The following is a 20,149-nucleotide window of genomic DNA, read 5'->3' as shown; positions in this document are numbered from 1 at the left end:
GACGGCCGGCCGGTGCGGGACTTCGTGCCGCTGCTCGTCGAACGTGCCGCCACCGTCACCCTCGGGGGCGGCGTGTCCCACCCGACCGAGTCCAGCGACTCCGGCGCCTACCCGCGGTAATCGGCACATACACCGGCACGATCGGCGTGGTGGTGCCGGAGCCCGGCGACATCCAGCGCGGGGTCAGCACCCTCTCTCGGCCGCACTGGGCCGGGCGGCGGTGCCGCGGGATCTATGCTGACCAGGCACCGATGCGGTGTCGGCGACTCTCGTCCGGGTGGAGGCTCTCGATGTTCGTGGTGGTGCGGCACGCGCACGCGGTCGGGAAGACGACATGGCGTGGAGCAGAGACGAACCGCCCGTTGAGCCCGCTCGGCCGCCGGCAGGCGGCCGGCCTGGTGGCCGCGCTCGACGGCATCGAACTCCACACCCTGTTCTCCAGCCCTACCGCCCGGTGCCGGGACACCCTCGCCGCCCTCGCCGCCGAACGGGTGCTCCCCGTTCAGGACCATTGGCTGCTGGCCCCGGACGCACCGGTCGATCAACTCCGGGCGGCCCTGTGTGGGTCCCACATCGGCGGGACTCTCTGGTGCACACACGGCGAGATACTCGACGACCTGGCAGCGATCTCCGAACACGACTCGCGCTGCGACTTCCCGACCGCGAAGACAGCGAAGGGTGGGGCGTGGATCTTCACCCCGGGCGCCGACCCCCGCTATCTTCCGCCCACACCCCCCGCCTGACCGCCAACACAGCCGGAGCCGGGCGGGTGGTCGTGGCCGAGGACGTGACGGTGTGGCCGGCCACCTCCCCTGCCGGTGGTCGGGCTCGTCGTCGGGGTGTGCCGGGCTCGCCGGGGGACGGCCAGTTGCGCACCGTCAGTGACGTGGAGGAGACCACCTCGGCGGTGTGCCGGCGGGCTCGTCAGTCGCGGTTCGTGGAGCGTGGCTGGTCGTTGTCGTTGTCGTTGTCGTTGCGCTGCCGCAGGCGGAGGATGGTGGCCAGCAAGGACAGCATGCAGAAGAGGGTCGCCGCTACCGCCGCCGCGACGAGGCCGACCCTCGGGGACACGACGAAACTGAAGATGAGCAGCACGACCCCGACGAGCGCCGCCCCAAATGTGGCGATACCGCAGACCGTCAGCGTGTGCGCGGTGGAGACCAGGGTGGGAAGGGCGTGCTGGCGGAACAGCGCGCGATGGATCCCGACGGGCGCGACCAGCAGCATCGTCGACAGCACCGACAGGGCGACGGTCGCGAGGTAGACCCCGACCTCGAAGTCCGTCAAATCCGCGAAACGCTGCTGGAACGGCAACGTCAACAGGAACCCGGTGAGCAGTTGCACGCCGGTCTGCACGACACGCAGCTCCTGCAGCAGCGCCGCCCAGTTGCGGTCGAGCCGTTGGGTTTCCGTCTCGTGGCGCGCGCGATAGTTCCACCCGCCGTCGTCCCGCGCCCGCTCGTCACTGCCATCCGACATGTCCAACCCACTGTCCTCGAGAGGAGCGGTCACCGTGACCGAACACCACCTACCTGGTACCCGAAATGTCCGTTTCGCACACTCCGGGTCGCCCGGCGCTTCCCGGTACGACATTGCCGATATGCGTGCGGGTTTCACCGTCTACGCCCAGCCCTCGTGTGGTCTGTGCTGCGAGAGATCCAGCGCCGCACGACACTGCCCTGCTATCCCGGCGTCGTCGCTCCGGGCGTCAACCGGGCCCGAGGTCGGCCGCCGGGCGGACGCCGCGCTGTCTGTCCGGGGCGATCGGCCACCGCACCCGGGTTCGGTTCGCCCTGCGGGACGCGGATCAGGTGGCGAGCGAAGCGGCGTCATCGCGGGCACGCCTAGCGGCCTGCAGTTCGAGCCCGTAGAGCAGCCCGAAGGTGAACCCGTTCTCGCCGTCGGTGGTCCCGGCGCGGGCGCCGAGGGCGCGGAGGGTGCCCAGGGCGACCACGCTGTCCTGGTGGTCCCCGAGAACCTGCTGGATCTTCTTGTATTCGACCACCCGCTTCTTGCCTTTCTTCTTCTTGACCAGCGGGCGGGTGAGTTCGGCGGCGTAGCGGGCCCGTTTCGCGGCCTTGCGGGCGCGGTGCAGGGCCTCGTCGTCGCCGTCGTCGAGGGCGGCAGCCAACCTCTTGTCGGCCTTGCGGCGGGCCTTGCGGGCGGCCTTCTTCAGCACCCGGGCCCCGGAGGCGGCGTCCTCGGTCAGCGGCGGGTCGGTGCGCCACCGCGCCAGGGCGGCGAGCACCGCCCGGTACCGATCACTGTCGAGGGTTGTCATGACCTCGGCCCGGTATCGGAGTTGTTCGGCGAGCAGATCGTTCTCGATGCGGGCGGCGACCGGACCGAGCACCAACTCGTCCGGCAGGTCGGCGACCGCGGTCGCGAACCGGGCGCGCTGGACCTGCCGGTCCCGGACCTCACCGAGCACCCCGGCGTACCAGGACAGCTCCTCGTCGAGCCGCGCCCGATCAGTGGGGTCCAGTATTTTCTTGAACACCCGCAGGGTGCTGCGGAATCGTCGGATGCCGACCCGGGTGGCATGGACCGGATCCAATCCCCGGCGCAGCCACACGTCGCCCCCGACGATCGCCTGAACCTGGGTATCGAGGTAGCCGGCCAACAACTCCCGCACCGCCGCCCTCCCGCCGGAATCGTCGCCGGCAACGCCCGGACCGTCCGGGTTCAGGGCCCGGGACAGTTTCGACGCGTACCGCGAGGGGCGGGCACCGGCACGGGTCAGCCGTTTCCCGATTGCCCGCAGCAGTGTCCCGTCACCGGCCTCGCCCAGTTCGACCTCCACCTCGCGCCAGTCGCTGGCGATCGCGCCGTCCCCGGCCGAGGCGGCGGCCGCGGTGGCCTGCACCGTGTCGTCGGCGACCTCGGCAAGCAGGTTCCCGTCCGCGTCGAGTACCCGGCGGCGGAGCCGGACGGTGCAGATGGACGCCACCGGGTGCACCGGTTTGCCCACCGCCACCCCGCAGACCAGTGCCGCGAGCTCGTCGGGCACCGAATCGCCGCCGGTGAGCGGTAATCGGATTTCGGTGCGCGCCTTGCGGTCGGGCACCTTCAGGTGCCAGCCGGTGTCGGTGTCCCCGGCCCGGCGCCGCAGCGTCACCTGGTGGCCGAGCAGGTCCCGGTCCGTGGTGTCGAAGTATTCGTTGTCGAGGGTGACGGTGTCCTCCTTGACCAGGCCGCCCGCCGGGATCAGATCGCTCAGGTCTGGCACCGCGAAGTCCGCGCCCGCCTCGTATTTGTCTTCCCGCTCCTGCTGCGCCGTGCTCATGGATCCAGACTGCCCGCGCGGCCCGTCGAATAATCAGCGCACTCGAGTGCGTGGGAGGTGGGATCCACCCCCGCCTGCGACCGACTGATCTCCCGAGCGACGGCGACGTCGAGACACGGTGACGACGAGGTCTAGGCGTCAGAGATGAGGGTGTCGGCATGGGGTGACCCGATCGTGGCACGCACGGTCGATGGCACTGACTGACCGTCGCGTGCAGAGTCGAGGGGCGGACAGGGTGAACCCTGCACCGGTGTCCGGGTGGTGGGTTCCTCGCAAGGCTCCCGGGTCTCCGCCGGGTGCTGTCGAGTGCGAGACGCCGCGGGTGAGCACCGTCGGAACCGGAAGACGATCGCATCGACGAGTTGGTGCAGGGTCAGGTGACCGGCGTTTCGGGGCGTCGTTTTCCGTGAACTCTGCACTGTCCTCCCCTTTTCACGAAAGGTGCGCGGGGTCATCGTGAATACCGACGTCGTCTACCTGTCCGCCGGGGTGGCGTTGCTGCTCGCCGCGACCGTTCCGCGCATCATGCGCAACCGGGCGGTATCGGCGCCGCTGGTGGTGCTCGCGGTCGGAGCGGTGGTGGGGGTGTTCCTCGGCAACGCCGACCTGGTGTCGCCGGTGGCGCATCCCGCGGTGGCCGAGCATGTGAGCGAGGGCTGTGTCATCGTCGCGCTGATGGGTGTCGGCCTGGCGATCGACCGGCCGCTCGGCTTACGGTCGTGGAACTCGACGTGGCGGCTGCTGGGTATCGCGATGCCGCTCGGTATCGCCGCGGTGGCGGTTCTCGGCTGGTGGGCGGCGGCGCTGACGCCGGCGGCGGCGCTGCTGCTCGGTGCCGTGCTCGCCCCGACCGATCCGGTGCTGGCCTCCGACGTCCAGGTGGAGGGACCATCGTCGGGGGACGGCGCCGACCGGGAGGACGACGAGGTGCGGTTCGCGCTGACCTCGGAGGCCGGGCTCAACGACGCTCTCGCGTTTCCGTTCGTCTATCTGGCACTGTTTCTGATCACGAAGGGCCCGGCAGGGGACTGGATCGCGCAGTGGTTCCTGTGGGAGCTGGTCGGCAAGTCCGTGCTGGGCGCGGCGATCGGTGCGGTCGCCGGGTATCTGCTCGGGCGGGTGGTGTTCCACTTCCCGATTCCGCAGGCGCGGCTGGCCGAGAGTGGTGAACCGATCGTGGCGCTGGCCGCCACGTTCGTGGTGTACGGGCTCACCGAACTCGTCGGTGGGTATGGCTTTCTCGCCGTCTTCGCGTGTGCCGTCGCGCTCCGTCGGATCGAGCGGGCGCATTCGTATCACGCCGAGATGCACCGGGTGATGGAACATCTCGAGCACGTCCTGACCCTCGCGGTGCTGTTGTTGCTGGGCGTCGCGCTCACGTCGGGCCTGCTGGATCAGCTGACCTGGGGTGGGGTCCTGGTTGCGGTGGCGCTCGTGGTCGTGATCCGTCCGGTCGTGGGGTGGCTGGCGCTGCTCGGTTGCCGCGAGATGACGGTCCCGGAGCGGCGGGTGACCGCGGTCTTCGGTATCCGCGGCATCGGCTCGATCTACTATCTCGCGTTCGCCGCCGCGGTCGCGGGTATCGATCAGGAGAGCGCGTTGTGGTCGACGGCCGCGTTCGCCGTGGTGCTGTCGGTGATCGTCCACGGCGTCACCGCCACCACCGTCATGCAGTTGCTCGACCGGGGGCGAGGCGACACCGCCGGCGACGGCCGAACTGGGTAGGCCGGCGCGGATCCCTCATGTTGCGGCGGAGCCCGTGTTGCGCGGGCTCCGGTCTAGATCACGTCCCGCAGCGAGTCCGGGTTCAGAAACGCGACATCCATGCCCGTCGTGTCGGCACGACCGAGCGGTCCGACACGCTCGCCCGCGACGATCGCCTCCAGATCGACCTCCGACACCGCCCAGGTGTGCTTGGTTGCCTGATACAACGCCGACTCAACCGCCGAGCGTTGCACCGCTGCTCTGTCCTCGCCCATGCTCTCCCTTTCGCGCCTAACGCTTCCCAGAATCGGCCGGTCGAGTGTCTGTCAGAACAAGGTCGGGACGTCGGTCCGCAACAAGGCCGACCGCAGGGTTCCCGTCTCACGCGTGGTCCGGGCATAACAGATCAGGCCTGACGGTCCATCCGGCTGCGGTGAGCCATCGCTGGACCGGCTTGCTCAGATCACCCTTCTCGGCCAGCTCAGCGAGTCTGCCGGCGAGGATGGGGCCGTCGCCGCAGACACTGCAGGCAATGTCGAATGCTGGCTGTCCGGGTTCACAATGACGGCAGTGCTGTCGAGGGGTGAAAGCCTCGCGCCCCGAACTCGATCTGGCGCTACAGCGGCTCCGCGCCGACGACGTCCTGGTGATCACGCGGCTGGACCGGCTCGGACGGTCGATGCTGCACCTGATCACGCTCGGCGCCGACCTTCGCGAGCGCTGCATCGGGTTGAAGGTGCTCGAGCAGGGCATCGACCGCCGAGGGCCGCGCGATGTTCGGAATGTTGTCGGTCTTCCGACAACACTATGTGGACGCGCAGCACACCAGGCTGCGCCTGGTGGTAGGACAAGTTCCCTCGATTGCGGTTCTGCTGTGCCGCAACCCAGCTGGCCACCATAGGCGGCGCGCAGCGCGGCCGCATCGGTGGCGAGAAGACGTCCGCACCCGTTGCGGCAGGTCCTGGAGGGCAACTCTTGTGATGGACGGGATACCTTCGGACTCTCCGTATCAATTAATGGCGCAGTATTCACATTTGGGACAAATATCCCTTTCCGCCTCGGCGGGCCTGGTTTACCAAACATCTCCGCGAACGTGGATGATCGATTTTCCAGGTGGAGCTATTCTCCATATTGACCGGACGAGAGATTCATGGACATGCGTCCACAAACATGCCCCTGAACTGGTCATTTGTTCAGCTGACCCCCGGGGGTCTCGCCGATCCCGGTGGGTGGCTCAATTTTCTCGACGTCGGCGGATCAATGAAACATATTCTCTGTTGCGGCCGATAAAGAGAATAGGTCGGGACAACAATTGGTGAAGAGGTGAGTGTCAATGGGTTCCGCCGGAATCGACTTCAACGTGGCGTTCGGTGCGTTTCTGCACTGGCTCAGCGTCATGTTCGGCCTCAACGGCGGCGTCGGACTCTGATCCGAGGGCGCCACGATCGACTCCTCGCCGCCGTCGGTGAGGGGTCGATCCTGTGTTCCCGGGAAAGCCCCCGGGTGGGCGGCGGCTCACCCGACATCAGTGTCCGGACAACGACAGCACTGAAGGAACATCGTGGCTACTGACACCCTGCCCGCCGACCTCGCCAGCACCATCCGGTGGATGACGTTGCCGCGGGGAATCCTGGCGGTCCTGTTCGGCGCCGGCGCGCTGGTCTGGCCCGGCATCACTGTGTGGGGCCTGACCGTGGTCTTCGGTGTCTACGCGATCACCGACGGGGTGACCTCCGTCGTCTCGGCGGCGTCGTGTCGCCGTGCCGGGCCGTGGACGTGGTGGGTTGCCGGTGGAGTTGCCGCCGTCGTGGCCGGCGCGGTGGCCCTGACCTGACCCGGCATCACCGCGCTCGTGTTGCTCTACGTGATCGCCTGCTACGCCATCGTTTCCGGGTTGTTCGGGGCTGTCGGCGCGCTCGAGGTCCGCACTCTTGCGGGTCGACGGTGGATGCTCTCGGCCTGCCTTCTCGCGGTCCTGTGCGGCGTGTTCCTGTTGCTCGCGCCGGGTGCCGGCATTCTGGGCATCGTGACGGTGGTCGGCGGGTACGCCATCGTGGTCGGTGCGGTGCTGATCGTCGGAGCAGTGCAACTTGAATCGCCCTGGATCGAGTGGAGACTTCGGTTCAGGCCACCTCGGGGGTTGAGGCAGCCGGGGGACGCTGTTCACGATAGCGGGTCTCGTACCAGGTCGGTGAGAGATAGTCGATCGACGAGTGCAACCGGTCCGCGTTGAACCAGCGGACCCACTCGGCGGTTTCCCGCTCCACCTCGGCCCGCCCGCTCCACGACGCGTCACGGTCGATCAGCTCGGTTTTGTAGAGACCGATCGTCGATTCCATCAATCCGTTGTCGAGGGCGTCCCCGACGCTGCCGATCGACCCGGCGATCCCCGAGGCGATCAACGCCTCGGTGAAGGCCAGCGACGTGTACTGGCTCCCCGCATCGCTGTGATGCACCAAACCTGTCGAGGTGAAACGGATGTCGGTTCTCCTGCGGGTGAACAACGCCTGCTCGAGCACTCCGGTGACCAACACGGTGGTCTTGGATGTCATCACCTGCCACCCGAGGATCCGGCGGGAGAACACGTCGACACAGAACGCCGTGTACACGAATCCGGTGAGTGTCCACACGTACGTAAAGTCCGCGACCCACCACTGATCGGGGCGGTCCGGGACGTCCCATTTCCTGTTGATCAGATCCGGGTGTCGTGGTGCCCGCTCGTCGCGCTCGGTGGTGGTCGTGCGGCGTTTGCCGCGGACCACCCCGCGGATCCCGCAGATCTTCATCAGGCGGGCCACCTGATCGCGCCCGATGTCGTGGCCGGCGTGTTTCATCGCCCACCAGATCTTGCGGGCACCGTAGAGGCGCTTGTTGGCCACGTACACCCTGTGCACGGCGTTGGCGGCGTACGCCTCGCCCAGGTCGGTGTCCAAGATGGGTCCGCGCTGCTTGGCCTTGTAATAGGTGGACGGGGCGATGCTGATGCCGTGCTCGGTGAGCACGGCACAGATCGGGTCGACCCCGAATTGGGAACGGTACGCGTCGATGTAGTCGACGATCACCGCAGTCGGCGGTCGACCTCCGCCGCCGCGAAAAACGCGCTCGCGGTCTTCAGAATCTCGTTGGCTCTGCGTAATTCGGCTACTTCTCGGCGAAGTCTGGCGACCTCGGCCGACACGTCAGGTGCCGAAGACGATGCGCCGGGGGCCTGGCGGCTCTCCTCCCGCTCGATCCAGTTCCTCAGCGTCGCCGGCGCGATGTCGAGCAGCTCGCCGACATGGCGCCGGGCTGCGACCTTCGAGCCTCCGTGCTCGTCGATCCGGTCCCGATACATCCGGACGGCGCGATCCTGGGTCTCGGCGTCGTACTTCTTCGGTGCAGGCATACCAGCATTCTCCTTGTTAGATCAGGAGCCTCCACCTCGTCCAGGACGGTTCACTGCGCACGGCAGTGATGGTGCACCACCATCTGGCGGCCCATGGCCCGGCCCCGTGCTTTGTTCAGGCGGATGGTCGGTGGGGTACTCCCGGTGGGACAGGATCGGCGTCGGTCGTCGATTTCGGGCAAATGGGTGAAGCGGGGCGAAGGGCTATGAATGTGGTGGGTGGCACGACTCGGATGGTGACCGGGGCGGGTGAGGCGGCGACAGCCACCCTCGGCGCGGTCGGTGGAGCCGCGGTCGGCGTCCTGGTCGGCGGCATGAAAGGTGCGACCGTCGGGGCTGCGGAGGGTGCCCGGCGCGGAAGTCATTCGACACCGGCAGCCGTGTTGACGATGGGTGCGGTCGCGGTGACCGGTGTGGTGCAGTGGCCGATCGTGGTCGCGGTCGGAGGCACGGCGCTGGTCCTCGAGCAACTCAAACCCCGCACGAAACCCGACACGCCGGGAACCGGTACCCCGGCCACACCTGATACTGGGGCGAAGCCCGCAGCACTGTCGGCGCCACCGACCGGAGCCCTGACCGTGGCGAAAACTCCTGCTCCGGCGAGAAAGTCATCGACGCGGCGACGTACGCCGGCGAAGACACCGCCCGCGTCGACACCGTGACGGTGCGGCGACACGGACATCACCGGCTCGCCTTCGCTTCTCCGTACCTTCCGGACACGGTGGCGCCGTCGAGCACCGTGGTTGCGGTGCCCGACGGCGCGGCCGTGGGTCAGGTGTTGTTCGCCGGGTTGGGGCTGTGGTTGCGGGATTCGATGGCCTTGACGGTGTTGTCGAACGGCTTTCCCAGGACTCGGGTGCCGACGACGCCGAGCACGGCCCCGAGCGCGCGTCCTTTGAGATTCTTGCCGTCGCGGACCACGACGGCGTCGACGTCGGTGGTCCCGTCGGGTCGCGCGGTGAGGGTGTAGGTGTGGCCGGAGTTTCCGCCCCACAGGTTGGAGTCGGTGGTCGTCATGACGATGTGGTGGGGGTCGGTCCAGTCGTAGCGCAGGCGTTCCCAGGACCCGCCGGAGCCCTCGGTGACATCGGCGTGGTCGGTGCCGAGTTCGTGCACCTGGAGGTAGTCGTCGGCGCTGTTGCCGAAGATCGCCTGGCGGCCGGGCCCGAAGTCGGTGAGCGCGTCGAGGAATTGTTCCGGGGTGGCGGTGGTGGTCTGGTGCAGGTGGATAGTGGACATGGTGTCCTCCGTGGTGGGTTGGGCGGGGTGAGGGGTCGACCGGTGGGCGGTGTCGAGGGCAGTCAGGCGGGCAGCTCCGCTCCGGCCTGTTCGGCGACCATGTAGGCGGCATACCAGTCGGGCCAGTTCGGATCCTCTGCCCCGATGCGCTTCTCGTGTTCGCCGTGCGCGATCGCCGCACGAATCAACGCACCGGTCAGGTCCGCGGTACTACTGAATGTGGTGGCGGCGGTGGTGTCGACGCGGTCGGGACGCTGGGTATCCGCGTCGACGGTCGCGGTGGTACCGGTGTCGGTCGTGCTCATGATTGCCTTCTTGCCGTGTTCTGAAAACGGGTGACGTTCGGATGCGAGGCCGTCAGGCCCCGATGGGGGGAGCGGCTGGTCGCCGCCGGCACCCCGGGACAGGACGTCTGCGCTACAGCTGGGTGCTGCTGCTGGCCGCGCCGTCGAGGAGGATCTGGTCGAGGACGGTGGTGTCGGCGCGCCGGTCCTGCCGCTGGTCCCGCTGGCGGTCGTGCTGACGTTGCTGCTGCATGTCGTTATCGCGGTCGAGCGGGTTGTCGTGGGTGACGGCGGCGGCGACGGGCTGCGCGGGGGCCGGTGCGGCGGTGGTGGCGTTCGCGGCGGCGACCGGGACGAGGCCGACTGCGATGGTCGCGGCGGCGGCGGTAGCCAAGCGCTTCCAGGAGGAGGTGCTGGTGGCGGAACGGGTGATCCGGTGAAGCTGTGTGGTGCTCATGCTGATCGGTGGTCCTAGTTCGGATGCCGCGGGCCCAGCGTCTGCGGCTACTCGAACGGTGTGCGGAAGGGCCGGGAACGTTACGTCGACAACCCCCAGATCTAATGTGACGCGTGTCACTGATGTGGCGGCTGCATGCCACCGTCGGAGCTAGTGCGGTGGATCGGGGTCGATGTAGCGCAGCGGGGTGTGGGCGTTGAGCCGCCAGGCCCCGCCTTTTGCGGTGGAGCCGATGGGGAATGGGCGGGTGCCGTCGGTGCGGGTGCATGCGGCGAGCGCGGTGAGGGTGTCGACGAGGCTGGCGGCCTGTTTTGGCCGAGGGCGCTGTGGGGTCGGTGGGCGTCGGGCCCGCTCCAGCTCTGCTTTGCTATCGCGTGGGCATGCCGGAGCAGGACGAACAGGGTCTTCCCTCACGAGTGGGCGTGTGCGGGTCAGCTCAGGCGCCGGGATGAGCGGATCGGGACGATTCGCAAGGCTGACTGTGGGGCGCGACGGGGCGCCCCCGGTGTGACGGACTCCGGCGATGTTCACCGGGCGGTTACGGCTAGGGTCGTCCGGGCGGCATACGGTGGACGTGCTGGTGCTGCTGTACTGCTCGAAGGTGGTGTGGTCGCAGTTCACTTGTCGGCCTGGGGAGTTGCCGTGGAAGTGCTGGCTGCTGTCGTCGTCCTCGTCACCGTCGTCCTGATCGTTCCCGCGGTCTATCTGTTGCTGGGCGCGGTGATCATTATCGAGCAGCGCCGCCTCGGCCGGCCCCGCGCCGACACTGGGCAGCGGCGCTACCGGGAAGACCCTGGCCAATGCGCGAGACGTGACTCCCACTCGGCCACCGCTCCGGAGGCGTCCGCGTGCCGTTCCGTAGATCCCAGAGGTGGGTGGGCGTCGATGGCGAGATCCACCAGAGCGTGGGCGACGGTCAGCACACTGAGGTGGTGACGGTGCGCGACTTCGAGCAGTTCGTCGAATGCCTCGGTCTGGCTGCAACGGCGTAGTGCGATCAGGATGCCTTCCGCCACCGACAACGTCTCCCGCCCATCCCTCGCATGCTGGACACCCACCCCGGCATGCCCGGTGCGCGCGTGAGGTTCGGGCACCGACGTCATGGGCATCACACCTCCCCGAGGTGGGCTCATTTCACGCGATCGATTCGAGCTGGTCCCCTCGAAGTTGGCGTACCCGGGCATGGTGGCATTCACACCTCACCGGAAAGGTCCCGCCTACGCCGTGTCGGAAGCATCCCGCCGGTGCCCGGCGGTTACCTCTCGATCAGGGTGGCAAGCTTGGCGGTCGCGGTGCGCTCGACGAGCAACGGAGGGAGACGGCCGCACAACGGTCACGTTCCACGCGACCGGGTTGGCACCGAACCGCGACTTCGGTGTGCACGTACACACACGGCGGGGCGAACCGCAGCCGGCGGATTCGGGTCCGCACCATCAGAACGACGTCGACCCCGCGGCCACGCCGGAGAAGCCGTCGTCGGATCCCGCCTACGCGAACCCTCAGAACGAGATCTGGCTCGACGTCACCACCGACCAGAGCGGCAACGCTCACTCGTCGACGACCGTGGACCGGGAATTCCGCCCCGACGAGGCCCAATCCGTGGTGCTGCACGCACAACGGACCATGACCGGTCCCGGTCAGGCCGGGATGGCGGGTGACCGTCTGGCGTGCATCGACGAAGACTTCTGAGGCCACGACGAGGATCCGGCAGTGGATCCCCCCGCACCCGCACGCACACGCGAGCTGAGCGACTGCAGGCACACTCCTCGTGCGGTGACCGAGATCGATTCGAACACCCGTCAGATGCGCATCGAACCGGCCCGCTCCTGTGGCGTGGAGGTCCGACAAGACTCCGGCCACCTGGTGAGACCGTTTCCCGGCGACCGGACGGGGGCATTCGACTATCGGCGGCGCACGGCGCGTGCGTCGGGGACCTTCCGCATCCGCCGCCGGCGTCGTTATCGCTGACGGCACTCGGAGGTTGTCATGGGTTTGCAGGTGCGCGATACTACCGATCCCGACGAGATCCGGCAGTGGATCCAACTGCATCACGGTGCACCCGCCCGGGTGCCGGACACCGCATCGGTGCGGACGGCCGATGCTTTGCTGGTCGACTTCGTCGGGGCCCGGTCGGGTGATTATCTCGACCACATCTCGTGGGCGGACTGGTTCGCGTGGTTCGACGATCACGGCCTGTGTTTTCGCTACCCACAGGATCCGGACAGTCTCACATTCCAGCTGATTCCGCGCGCAGCGAGTCAGCCCGGCACACACGTGGTCAACCGGAATCCGTAGCATCCCAGGCCCGAGATCGCCGGTCCCGACCTGGGCCGGCAACACCACCGAAGGCGTTGACGCCACCCTGCTCGGCCGTTTCTACGAGCGCTTCGGTGACCACTGCGTCGAGGTCGGACGTCGGGTCATCTTCCTCGCCGCCGGTCAGCAGTTGCCGCACCCTGATCGCTGCTTGCAGAGCCACCAGTGGTCAGAAATCAGTTGACCGATTGACGTTGTCCACATAATCGACGACGTCACCGACATCTCGGCGATATCGAGAACGTATCCGACAAACTCCTCGCCGACCTGCTGGTGTTCCTCGACGTCGTCCCGGATCTCGGCGTGAAGCCGAATTTGCTCACCAGGTGATCAGGTGCGGCGAGATCTGCCGCTGAGCCCTGGTCTGGGTGGTCGGCTCGGGTGTGGTGTTTGTCCGGTTTGTCCTGGCGACAATGGTTCTGCGCGGCGGGGGTTGGTGTTGCTCGGATAGTCTCCGGGTTGCCCTACTGCTGCTGCCGTAGGTCTCTGGAGGCCTTCGGGAGGAGTGTGGATGTTGCTGCGCCTGCCCGGGGTGTATCCGCCGCAGGCGGACACGGGGATGCTGGCCGCGCTGCTGGCCTCGGAGCACCTCGATGCCGAGTCGCGGGTGTTGGATTTGTGCACCGGCACGGGGGTTCTGGGTGTGCGTGCGGCCGCGTTGGGCGCCGGCTGTGTGACGGCGGTGGACATCTCACGTCGCGCACTGATCAACACTCGGCTCAACGCGGCACTGGGGCGGCGGTCCCTCCGCATCCGGCGCGGCGACCTGACTGCACCGGTCCGTGGGGAACGGTTCGCCCTGGTGATGTGCAATCCGCCGTACGTGCCGGCGCACGACGATGCCCTGCCGGTTCGGGGTGCTGCGCGGGCCTGGGATGCCGGACGGAACGGGCGAGCACTGCTCGATCGGGTCTGCGTGGAGGCACCGGAGGTCCTCGACCGGGGTGGTGTCCTGCTGATCGCGCAGTCCGCGTTGAGCGGCGTCACCAAGACCCGGATCATGCTCGAGGAGCGGGGCATGCGGGTGGAGATCGCTGCACGTGTCGAGGTGCCCTTCGGGCCGGTGTTGTCCTCGCGCAGCTCGATGTTCGAGAAGCGGGGGCTGATCGCGTCGGGTCAGCGCTCGGAGGAGCTGGTCGTCGTGCGGGCGGTCCGGTGACGACCCCCGGTGACCGACCGGGCCGGCTGAGCGTACTTGCCGGATCCGGGCGCCTGGTGGGCGGTCACCGTGGGTGGGGGTGCCTGACGTGACCGGCTCTCCCGTTCTCCCGCTCACCGCGGCGCAGAAGGCGATCTGGCTCGCTCAGCAGCTGTCTCCGGATGTGCCGTTTGTCATCGCCCAGTTCACGGAGCTGCGGGGATCGGTTGATCTCGAGGCGCTGGTGGCGGCGAATCGGCGGGCGTACCGGGAGTTGTGCAGCGGGTCGGTTCGGCTGATCGAGGTCGACGGGGAGCCGCATGTGGCGGTGGACGAGGAGGCGGTGGTTGCCGTCACCGTCGTAGACCTGCGCGGGCGGGATGCGCCGGTGCGCGCTGCGAGGGAGTGGATGCGACGCGACTGCACGAGCGCGGTGGACATGTACGACGGGGACCTGGTGGTCTCCCGTGTCCTGCGGCTCGCCGACGACCACTGCTACTGGTATTCGCGGGCTCACCACATCGCACTGGACGGATACGGTGCCATGCTGCTGATCAGTCGCACCGCTGAGCTCTATCTGGCCGCGCGCACGGACGGGGAGCCGCCGGAGCCGGCGGCGGCGGATCCAGCGGGCCTGCTCGGTGAGGATCTGAAGTACCAGAATTCGCAGCGACGACACCGTGATCGTCAGTTCTGGCGGGAGGAGGCCGGTGACCTTCCCGCGGTGGTGTCCCTGGGAAGCGGGGTCGGCTCGCCGGGCGCCGCCGCGCACGTGGTCGGCGACAGCGTGTCCACACAGGACGGTGCCCGGCTCGACCGCGCCGGTCTTCGGTCCGCGGCGACGGTCGTCGCCGCGTTCGCCGCGTTCCTCGGGCTCATGTGCGGTGCGGACGATATCGTGCTCTCTCTGCCGGTGTCGGCGAGAACTACTGCGTTGCTGAGGAAGTCGGCGGGGTCGGTGTCGAATGTGTTGCCGTTGCGGCTGCGGACCGCGGTGTCGGTCTCGGTCGGGGATGCGGTGGCGAACACGCAGTTGGCGTTGACACGGGTTCTGCGGCATCAGCGTTACCGCCGGGAGGACATCGGCCGCGACGGCGAGTCGAACGCGGTGGGTCCCGCCTTTTTCGGTCCGGTGGTCAACCTGATGATGTTCAAGCAACAGATCTCGCTGGGCGAGATCACCGGCCGGGTACAGGTGCTCTCTACCGGGCCCACCGCCGACCTGACCGTGAACGTGTATCCCGGATCGACCGATTCGTTGCCGTGCATCGACTTCGAGGGAAACCCGGGGGTCTACAGCGAAGACGACCTCGCACAGTACCACCACCGATTCATGGCCTTTCTCGGACGATTCGCCGCGGCGGACCCGTCCACCCCGGTTGCCGAGCTCGATCTGTTCCTTCCGGGGGAGCGCGCAGACTTCGCACCCGGGTCGGGAGCGGCCGACGCCGACCCCGTGCTCCTGCCGCACCTGCTCGAGCGGACTGTTGCTCACATGCCGGATGCGACTGCGGTGGTCGGGGTCGACGGCACGCTCACCTACGCGGAGCTGGATCGGCGCGCCGATCGCCTGGCGTCGTCGCTGGCAGCGCGGGGCATCGGACCCGAAACCTTCGTGGCGGTGGCGATTACGCGGTCGATCGAGTCGGTGGTGGCGTTGTGGGCCGTGGCGAAGACCGGTGCCGCCTACGTTCCGGTCGACCCCGGCCACCCGGCCGGACGGATTTCGTACACGGTGTCGGATTCGGGGGCGCGGGTCGGTGTGACGGTTGCCGGCGTCCGAGACCGCCTTCCGGATTCACTGGACTGGCTTGTGCTCGACACCTCGGCCCACGAGGAAAGGGCACGGGAGACCGGGCGGGTGCGGCACCGGAATCCTGCTCACCCGGCGTACGTGATCTACACCTCCGGGTCCACCGGCACCCCGAAGGGCGTCGTGGTCACCCATTCCGGCCTGGCGAACCTCGCCCGGGAGATTCAGGAGAAGTACGGCATCACGGCCCGGTCCCGGGTACTCCACCTTGCCTCCCCGACCTTCGATACCGCCCTCGTCGAGGTCGTCGCCGCCGCGCTCCACGGTGCGGCACTGGTGATCGCACCGCCGACCGCGTTCGGTGGCGGCGAACTCACCGACTTCCTCCGTGCTCACTGGGTCACCCACCTGCTGGCGACACCGTCCGCGCTGGCCACCGTCGACCCGGCCGGCCTGGGCAGTGTGGAATCGGTGGTGGTCGGCGGCGAGGCGTGCCCGCCGGCGCTGGTCCACCGGTGGGCTGCTCGGCGGGAGATGCGCAACGCGTACGGACCCACCGAAACCACGTGCAGCGTCACCCTGAGCGCCCCGATGCACCCGGCGGGCGAGATCACCCTCGGACCACTGATGCGCGGCGTCCACGCGGTCGTCCTCGACCACCTGCTGCATCCTCAACCCCCCGGCGCCGGCGGTGAGCTGCACCTCGCAGGCCCTTGCCTGGCCCGCGGCTACCACGGGCAGCCGGCCCTGACCGCCGCCAAGTTCGTGGCCAACCCCTTCGGGAAACCGGGATCGCGGATGTTTCGCAGCGGCGACCAGGTTCGGTGGACGGCCACCGGGGAACTCCAGTTCCTCGGCCGCACCGACGATCAGGTAAAGATCCGGGGACTGCGAATCGAATTGGGCGAGATCGACACCGTCCTCACCGGCCACCCAGGGGTGCGGTTCGCGGTCACCACCGTGCACCACCGGACGGCCGGGGACCCGGCGCTGGTCGCGTACATCGCGGTCGACGACCCCACCACCTTCGACGTCGACGCCCTGAGGGCACACTCGGGCAGATCGCTGCCCGACTACATGGTTCCCGCGGCGATCATGATCGTCGAGCAGGTGCCCCTGACCCCGACGGGAAAGCTGGACCGCGCGGCCCTGCCCGCCCCCCGATTCGCGGCAGCGACCCGGTACCGGGAGCCCGCGACACCCGCCGAACGCCGGGTCGCGGACACCTTCGCCCAGGTGCTCGGGGTGAGCGGCGTCGGCGCCGAGCACTCGTTCTTCGACCTCGGTGGGGACTCGCTGTCGGCGACCCGGGTGGTGGCCCGTATCAACGACGAGTTCGGGTCGGTCCTCGGGGTGCGCGAGGTCTTCGATGCCCCCACGGTGACAGCCCTGGCAGCCCGCATCACCTGGGCCACCGAACCCGACGAGGCACAGCTCGGCGCTCTCCCCGTGCCGGCGCACATCCCGCTGTCTCCGGCGCAGAGACACCTCGACCGCGCCGAGACCACCCGCCCGCTTTACAACATCCCATTCACCATCGCGGTCCGCGGCCGGTTCGATCACCAGGCGTTCGGTGATTCCGTCGCCGACGTCATCGAGCGACACCCCCTACTGCGCACCATATTCCCCGACACCGAGTCCGGCCCCCAGCAGTACCTCCTCGACGTCGGTGACGCACTGCCCGATTTAACCCCGACCCCGGCCGGCGGCGACGACCTGGTTACCGCGGTCGTCGCGACCGCGTTCGACGTCCGCACCGAGCCGCCCGTGCGCATCCGGGTCCTCGAACACGGCCCGCACCACCATCTGATCGCCTGCGCGGTGCACCACATCGCGGTCGACGGCTGGTCCCTGGCTCCGTTGGCCCGTGACCTCGTTCTCGCGTACACCGCACGGAGCACCGGCACCGCACCGCAGTGGCCCGAACTTCCGGTCGACTACACCGACTACACCCTGTGGCAACGGGCCCGGCTCGGCGACGAACACGACCCCACCAGCCGCGCCGCGACCCAGATCGCCTACTGGAGAGAGCAACTGGCCGGACCTCCCCGCCCCCTGGTCTTGCCGAGCGACCGCCCCCGGCCCGCGCAATGGTCCTATGCGGGAGCACGCATGCCGTTCGTCATCGACCCCGCCGCCCACCACCGGCTGCTCGACGTCGCCCACACCCACCGCACCGGAGTGTTCACCGCGCTCCGGTCCGCGGTGTCGATCCTCCTGGCACGGCTGAGCGGCGACACCGACGTCATCGTGGGCACCCCCATCGCCGGCCGCGGTCACCCCCGCCTCGACTCGGTGGTGGGGATGTTCGTCAACACCGTCGCCCTCCGGGCCCGGATACGCCCGGGAATGACCCTGCACGAGGTGATGGCCGAAGCCCGCGAAACCGAACTGCAGGCGTTCGCGCACGCCGACGTCCCATTCGAGCGGCTCGTCGAGGTCCTCGACCCACCCCGATCCCCGTCGCTGCACCCGTTCTTCCAGGTCGCGATCTCACTGGAGAACTTCACCCACGCCGAACTCGACGCCCCCGACCTGAGCTTCAGCATCACCCCCAGACCGCTCGACATCGCCAAATGCGACCTGCACTTTCACTTCACCGAACGCTATGACCCCGCCGGTGCACCGAACGGCATCGACGCCGCAGTGGTGTACTCCACCGACCTCTTCGACACCGAATCGATCCGGTCGCTCGTCACCACATTGCAGACCGTGATCACCACCGAGGTCCCCAGCCCGGCCTCGACCGGCGAGCTGGGCGAGGAACTCCCCGCCCAGGCGGCGGCCGCTCCCCTTGCCAAGGACGCGTCGCGGTCGCAGCCCGGCGCCCGGTTGGGCGTGCCGGACCCGGATCCCTCCCCCCACCGGCCCACCCTCCGACCGGGACTGAGGCTGCACCAGTTCACACCAGTAGCTGGTGCAGCCGCCGGTCGGTCCCTCGACCCCTGGAGATGGTGCCTGGGCGGTGGATGCCGGGGTATGACGACCGCACGAGTTGTCCGTCGCGGTGACCGCGTCGACAGTGTGCGACGGCCACGGCCGGGGAACCCTACCCGGACAACTCCAGCACGCGAACACTGCTGCGGTCGAGGAGACGATCACCATGCGATGGACACGCCGCCGACAGCGATATGCACGGGCACGGCGCTTCCGCCATCCCTTCACCCGGCCCGTGGACCGGCTCGCCACCCGCCTCCATTTCCTCCTGTCGCTGGTCACCGCACTGCTGATCATCCTCTGCACCGGACTCGCCGTCGTGGTCTACGAGACCACGCAGGCCCGCGCCACCCACCAACAGACCCACACCCACCTCGTGGCCGCCACCCTCGCCCCCACCGACGACGATCCCCCGCGCCAGGCGGCCTCCCCCAGTGTCCGGACCGGACCCCCCACCGCCGCCGCGACCTGGGCCTGGGCCTGGGCCGGGCAACCCCGTACCGCCATCATCGACATACCCCCGGGAACATCCAGAACCTCCCCTGCAACCCAGACCCAGATCCTCGTCGACCCCGCCGGCAACTGGGCCGGCCCTCAGATCACCCCCGCCCAGGTGACCGGCATCACCATCAGCGCGCTCATCGGTACCCTCATCGCGGCCAGCGCGCTCACCATCGCCCTACACACATGCTTCAGCCGCATACTCGACCGGCACCGACAACGCTACTGGGACGAATGCCTGCACCGTTTCTTCGCCACCTACGACCTCTAACCGACGCACCGGCACCCGGTGCAGTCCCACACCGAAAAGGGTTGCAAAACAACATGAACACCAACGACAGCGATCACCTCCACGACGTACCCGTACCGCGGTACGAACACGAAATGATCTTGCCGCCCAACCTCACCCGGGGTTCCGACGCCGACACCGACACCGACACCGACACCGATGCCGCGGCGGGACGGGAACTGCATGAGCGGGTCGGCGCCGACGACTCCTCGCCAGCCGACCGCAGCAGCGACGAGACCCCGATACGGCACGTCCACCTGCCGAAACGGCTGCGTGACCGGCTCGACACACTCGCCCGACGCCACCACCGCGACCCCAGCGACCTCCTGCGCGAAGCCGCCGAAGAATACGTCCAGAAGCACTCCGCCGACCCGGCCGGCCCGTAGCCGGCCCAGCCCTCTGTCTTCCGGTCCGGTAACGCCCTGCGCATGCGTTGCCCATGCCCCCACGGGCGCACCACGCCGGGCGCACCCTCCGTCCGAGAGGGGGCAACGAGGTGGTCCCATCACCCGGCAAGCGACAGCAAAAACCCGCCATCTCACCCGTATTCCCCGGAGGCGCAACACAGCGAGTTCCCGTTGCCGGCGGAGTCGTTGCCGTACGCGCATCCGCACACGGTGATCAACCGCTGAACCAGCGACAGAAGAGGGGCCCTGCACCGGATCGGTGCAGGGCCCCTCTTCGGTGAGTTGCGGGGGTTTACTGCGGGAGCAGTTCCTTGTTGGCGTCGATGAGCTGCAGGATCTGGGGATCGATGGCGATGCCCTGGGCCTTGACGGCCTCGATCGCGCTGTCGACGACGCCCGCGTACTGCGAGGTGCCGCCGTTGGTGCTGGGGATGCCGCCCGTGATGTCGGGGA

19 protein-coding genes, 2 pseudogenes and 1 other annotated feature are annotated in these 20,149 nt (G+C 68.4%); of the genes and pseudogenes, 12 read left to right on the top strand and 9 right to left on the bottom strand.

Going from position 1 to position 20,149, the window contains the following annotated elements:
- Together P3H15_RS55975 and P3H15_RS49250 are read left to right on the top strand one after the other, a co-directional pair.
- Positions 1 to 120: three-helix bundle dimerization domain-containing protein (locus tag P3H15_RS55975; protein ID WP_369426236.1), on the top strand; the 120-nt coding region annotated here is incomplete at its 5' end.
- Between the two features lie 170 nt (positions 121 to 290).
- Positions 291 to 743, top strand: coding sequence for a phosphoglycerate mutase family protein (locus P3H15_RS49250; protein ID WP_276144010.1), 453 nt, complete (start codon positions 291 to 293; stop codon positions 741 to 743).
- A gap of 181 nt (positions 744 to 924) precedes the next feature.
- On the opposite strand, the gene P3H15_RS49245 is transcribed toward P3H15_RS49250, so the two are convergent.
- Both P3H15_RS49245 and P3H15_RS49240 read right to left on the bottom strand, forming a co-directional pair.
- On the bottom strand, positions 925 to 1,479 hold the full coding sequence (locus tag P3H15_RS49245; RefSeq protein WP_276144013.1) for a DUF6328 family protein: 555 nt from the start codon (positions 1,477 to 1,479) through the stop codon (positions 925 to 927).
- A gap of 328 nt (positions 1,480 to 1,807) precedes the next feature.
- Entirely contained in the window at positions 1,808 to 3,286 is a 1,479-nt protein-coding gene (locus P3H15_RS49240) for a CYTH and CHAD domain-containing protein (protein WP_276144009.1), read from the bottom strand.
- A 453-nt stretch (positions 3,287 to 3,739) separates the two neighbouring features.
- On the opposite strand from P3H15_RS49240, the gene P3H15_RS49235 reads away from it, so the two are divergent.
- The gene (locus P3H15_RS49235; RefSeq protein ID WP_276144012.1) at positions 3,740 to 5,011 is read left to right on the top strand and encodes a sodium:proton antiporter; all 1,272 of its coding nucleotides are present in this window, start codon (positions 3,740 to 3,742) and stop codon (positions 5,009 to 5,011) included.
- Between the two features lie 53 nt (positions 5,012 to 5,064).
- Here P3H15_RS49235 and P3H15_RS49230 read toward each other — a convergent pair whose 3' ends face one another.
- Positions 5,065 to 5,265, bottom strand: coding sequence for a hypothetical protein (locus P3H15_RS49230; protein ID WP_276144008.1), 201 nt, complete (start codon positions 5,263 to 5,265; stop codon positions 5,065 to 5,067).
- Positions 5,266 to 5,573: 308 nt separating this feature from the next.
- Between P3H15_RS49230 and P3H15_RS49225 the strand changes: the two are divergent.
- From P3H15_RS49225 to P3H15_RS49215, 3 genes and pseudogenes are all read left to right on the top strand, one after another.
- Positions 5,574 to 5,784 (top strand): annotated as a pseudogene (locus tag P3H15_RS49225) (recombinase family protein); the annotation flags it as partial.
- A 767-nt stretch (positions 5,785 to 6,551) separates the two neighbouring features.
- Positions 6,552 to 6,824, top strand: a complete 273-nt coding sequence (locus tag P3H15_RS49220; RefSeq protein WP_276144006.1) for a DUF308 domain-containing protein — start codon at positions 6,552 to 6,554, stop codon at positions 6,822 to 6,824.
- 18 nt (positions 6,825 to 6,842) lie between these two features.
- Positions 6,843 to 7,223, top strand: a complete 381-nt coding sequence (locus P3H15_RS49215) for a DUF308 domain-containing protein (protein WP_346348877.1) — start codon at positions 6,843 to 6,845, stop codon at positions 7,221 to 7,223.
- Here P3H15_RS49215 and P3H15_RS49210 read toward each other — a convergent pair.
- A protein-coding gene (locus P3H15_RS49210) for an IS3 family transposase (protein ID WP_276144005.1) occupies positions 7,114 to 8,375 on the bottom strand; the annotation gives its coding sequence in 2 pieces (ribosomal slippage) (positions 7,114 to 8,078 and positions 8,078 to 8,375; 1,263 coding nt in all). The two genes, P3H15_RS49215 and P3H15_RS49210, sit on opposite strands and share 110 nt — an antisense overlap.
- Positions 7,960 to 8,091, bottom strand: a sequence feature (AL1L pseudoknot). Its footprint overlaps the gene before it by 132 nt.
- Before the next feature lie 206 nt (positions 8,376 to 8,581).
- Between P3H15_RS49210 and P3H15_RS49205 the strand changes: the two genes are divergently transcribed.
- Positions 8,582 to 9,037, top strand: a complete 456-nt coding sequence (locus tag P3H15_RS49205; RefSeq protein ID WP_276144004.1) for a hypothetical protein — start codon at positions 8,582 to 8,584, stop codon at positions 9,035 to 9,037.
- A 109-nt stretch (positions 9,038 to 9,146) separates the two neighbouring features.
- On the opposite strand, the gene P3H15_RS49200 is transcribed toward P3H15_RS49205, so the two are convergent.
- The 5 genes from P3H15_RS49200 to P3H15_RS49180 form a co-directional block, all read right to left on the bottom strand.
- Entirely contained in the window at positions 9,147 to 9,614 is a 468-nt protein-coding gene (locus P3H15_RS49200; RefSeq protein WP_276144003.1) for a hypothetical protein, read from the bottom strand.
- Between the two features lie 62 nt (positions 9,615 to 9,676).
- Complete coding sequence (locus P3H15_RS49195) at positions 9,677 to 9,919, bottom strand: glyoxalase (protein ID WP_276144002.1); 243 nt, start codon at positions 9,917 to 9,919, stop codon at positions 9,677 to 9,679.
- Between the two features lie 112 nt (positions 9,920 to 10,031).
- Positions 10,032 to 10,355: a hypothetical protein gene (locus tag P3H15_RS49190; RefSeq protein WP_276144001.1), complete on the bottom strand. Its 324-nt coding sequence runs from the start codon at positions 10,353 to 10,355 to the stop codon at positions 10,032 to 10,034.
- Positions 10,356 to 10,505: 150 nt separating this feature from the next.
- Positions 10,506 to 11,177 (bottom strand): hypothetical protein, encoded by a 672-nt coding sequence (locus P3H15_RS49185; protein WP_276144000.1) that lies wholly within the window; start codon positions 11,175 to 11,177, stop codon positions 10,506 to 10,508.
- The gene (locus tag P3H15_RS49180; RefSeq protein ID WP_346348878.1) at positions 11,135 to 11,449 is read right to left on the bottom strand and encodes an ANTAR domain-containing protein; all 315 of its coding nucleotides are present in this window, start codon (positions 11,447 to 11,449) and stop codon (positions 11,135 to 11,137) included. The genes P3H15_RS49185 and P3H15_RS49180 overlap by 43 nt, the downstream gene beginning before the upstream one ends.
- 217 nt (positions 11,450 to 11,666) lie before the next feature.
- Here P3H15_RS49180 and P3H15_RS49175 point away from each other — a divergent pair.
- The 5 genes and pseudogenes from P3H15_RS49175 to P3H15_RS49155 all read left to right on the top strand — a co-directional run.
- Positions 11,667 to 12,044 (top strand): annotated as a pseudogene (locus P3H15_RS49175) (superoxide dismutase family protein); the annotation flags it as partial.
- A gap of 84 nt (positions 12,045 to 12,128) precedes the next feature.
- Complete coding sequence (locus P3H15_RS49170; RefSeq protein ID WP_276143998.1) at positions 12,129 to 12,323, top strand: hypothetical protein; 195 nt, start codon at positions 12,129 to 12,131, stop codon at positions 12,321 to 12,323.
- Between the two features lie 18 nt (positions 12,324 to 12,341).
- Positions 12,342 to 12,650 carry a hypothetical protein gene (locus tag P3H15_RS49165; protein ID WP_276143997.1) on the top strand — a complete coding sequence of 103 codons (309 nt, stop codon included), beginning with the start codon at positions 12,342 to 12,344 and terminating at the stop codon, positions 12,648 to 12,650.
- 532 nt (positions 12,651 to 13,182) lie between these two features.
- The gene (locus tag P3H15_RS49160; protein ID WP_276143996.1) at positions 13,183 to 13,830 is read left to right on the top strand and encodes a HemK2/MTQ2 family protein methyltransferase; all 648 of its coding nucleotides are present in this window, start codon (positions 13,183 to 13,185) and stop codon (positions 13,828 to 13,830) included.
- 88 nt (positions 13,831 to 13,918) lie between these two features.
- Positions 13,919 to 19,675: a non-ribosomal peptide synthetase gene (locus P3H15_RS49155; RefSeq protein ID WP_276143995.1), complete on the top strand. Its 5,757-nt coding sequence runs from the start codon at positions 13,919 to 13,921 to the stop codon at positions 19,673 to 19,675.
- The last annotated feature ends 474 nt before the right edge of the window (positions 19,676 to 20,149 follow it).

It is taken from the genome of Rhodococcus sp. T2V, from assembly GCF_029269925.1.
Taxonomy (GTDB): domain Bacteria; phylum Actinomycetota; class Actinomycetes; order Mycobacteriales; family Mycobacteriaceae; genus Rhodococcus_F; species Rhodococcus_F koreensis.
Note: the sequence above shows the minus strand (reverse complement) of the source record. Positions and strands in the feature narration are given on the sequence as shown.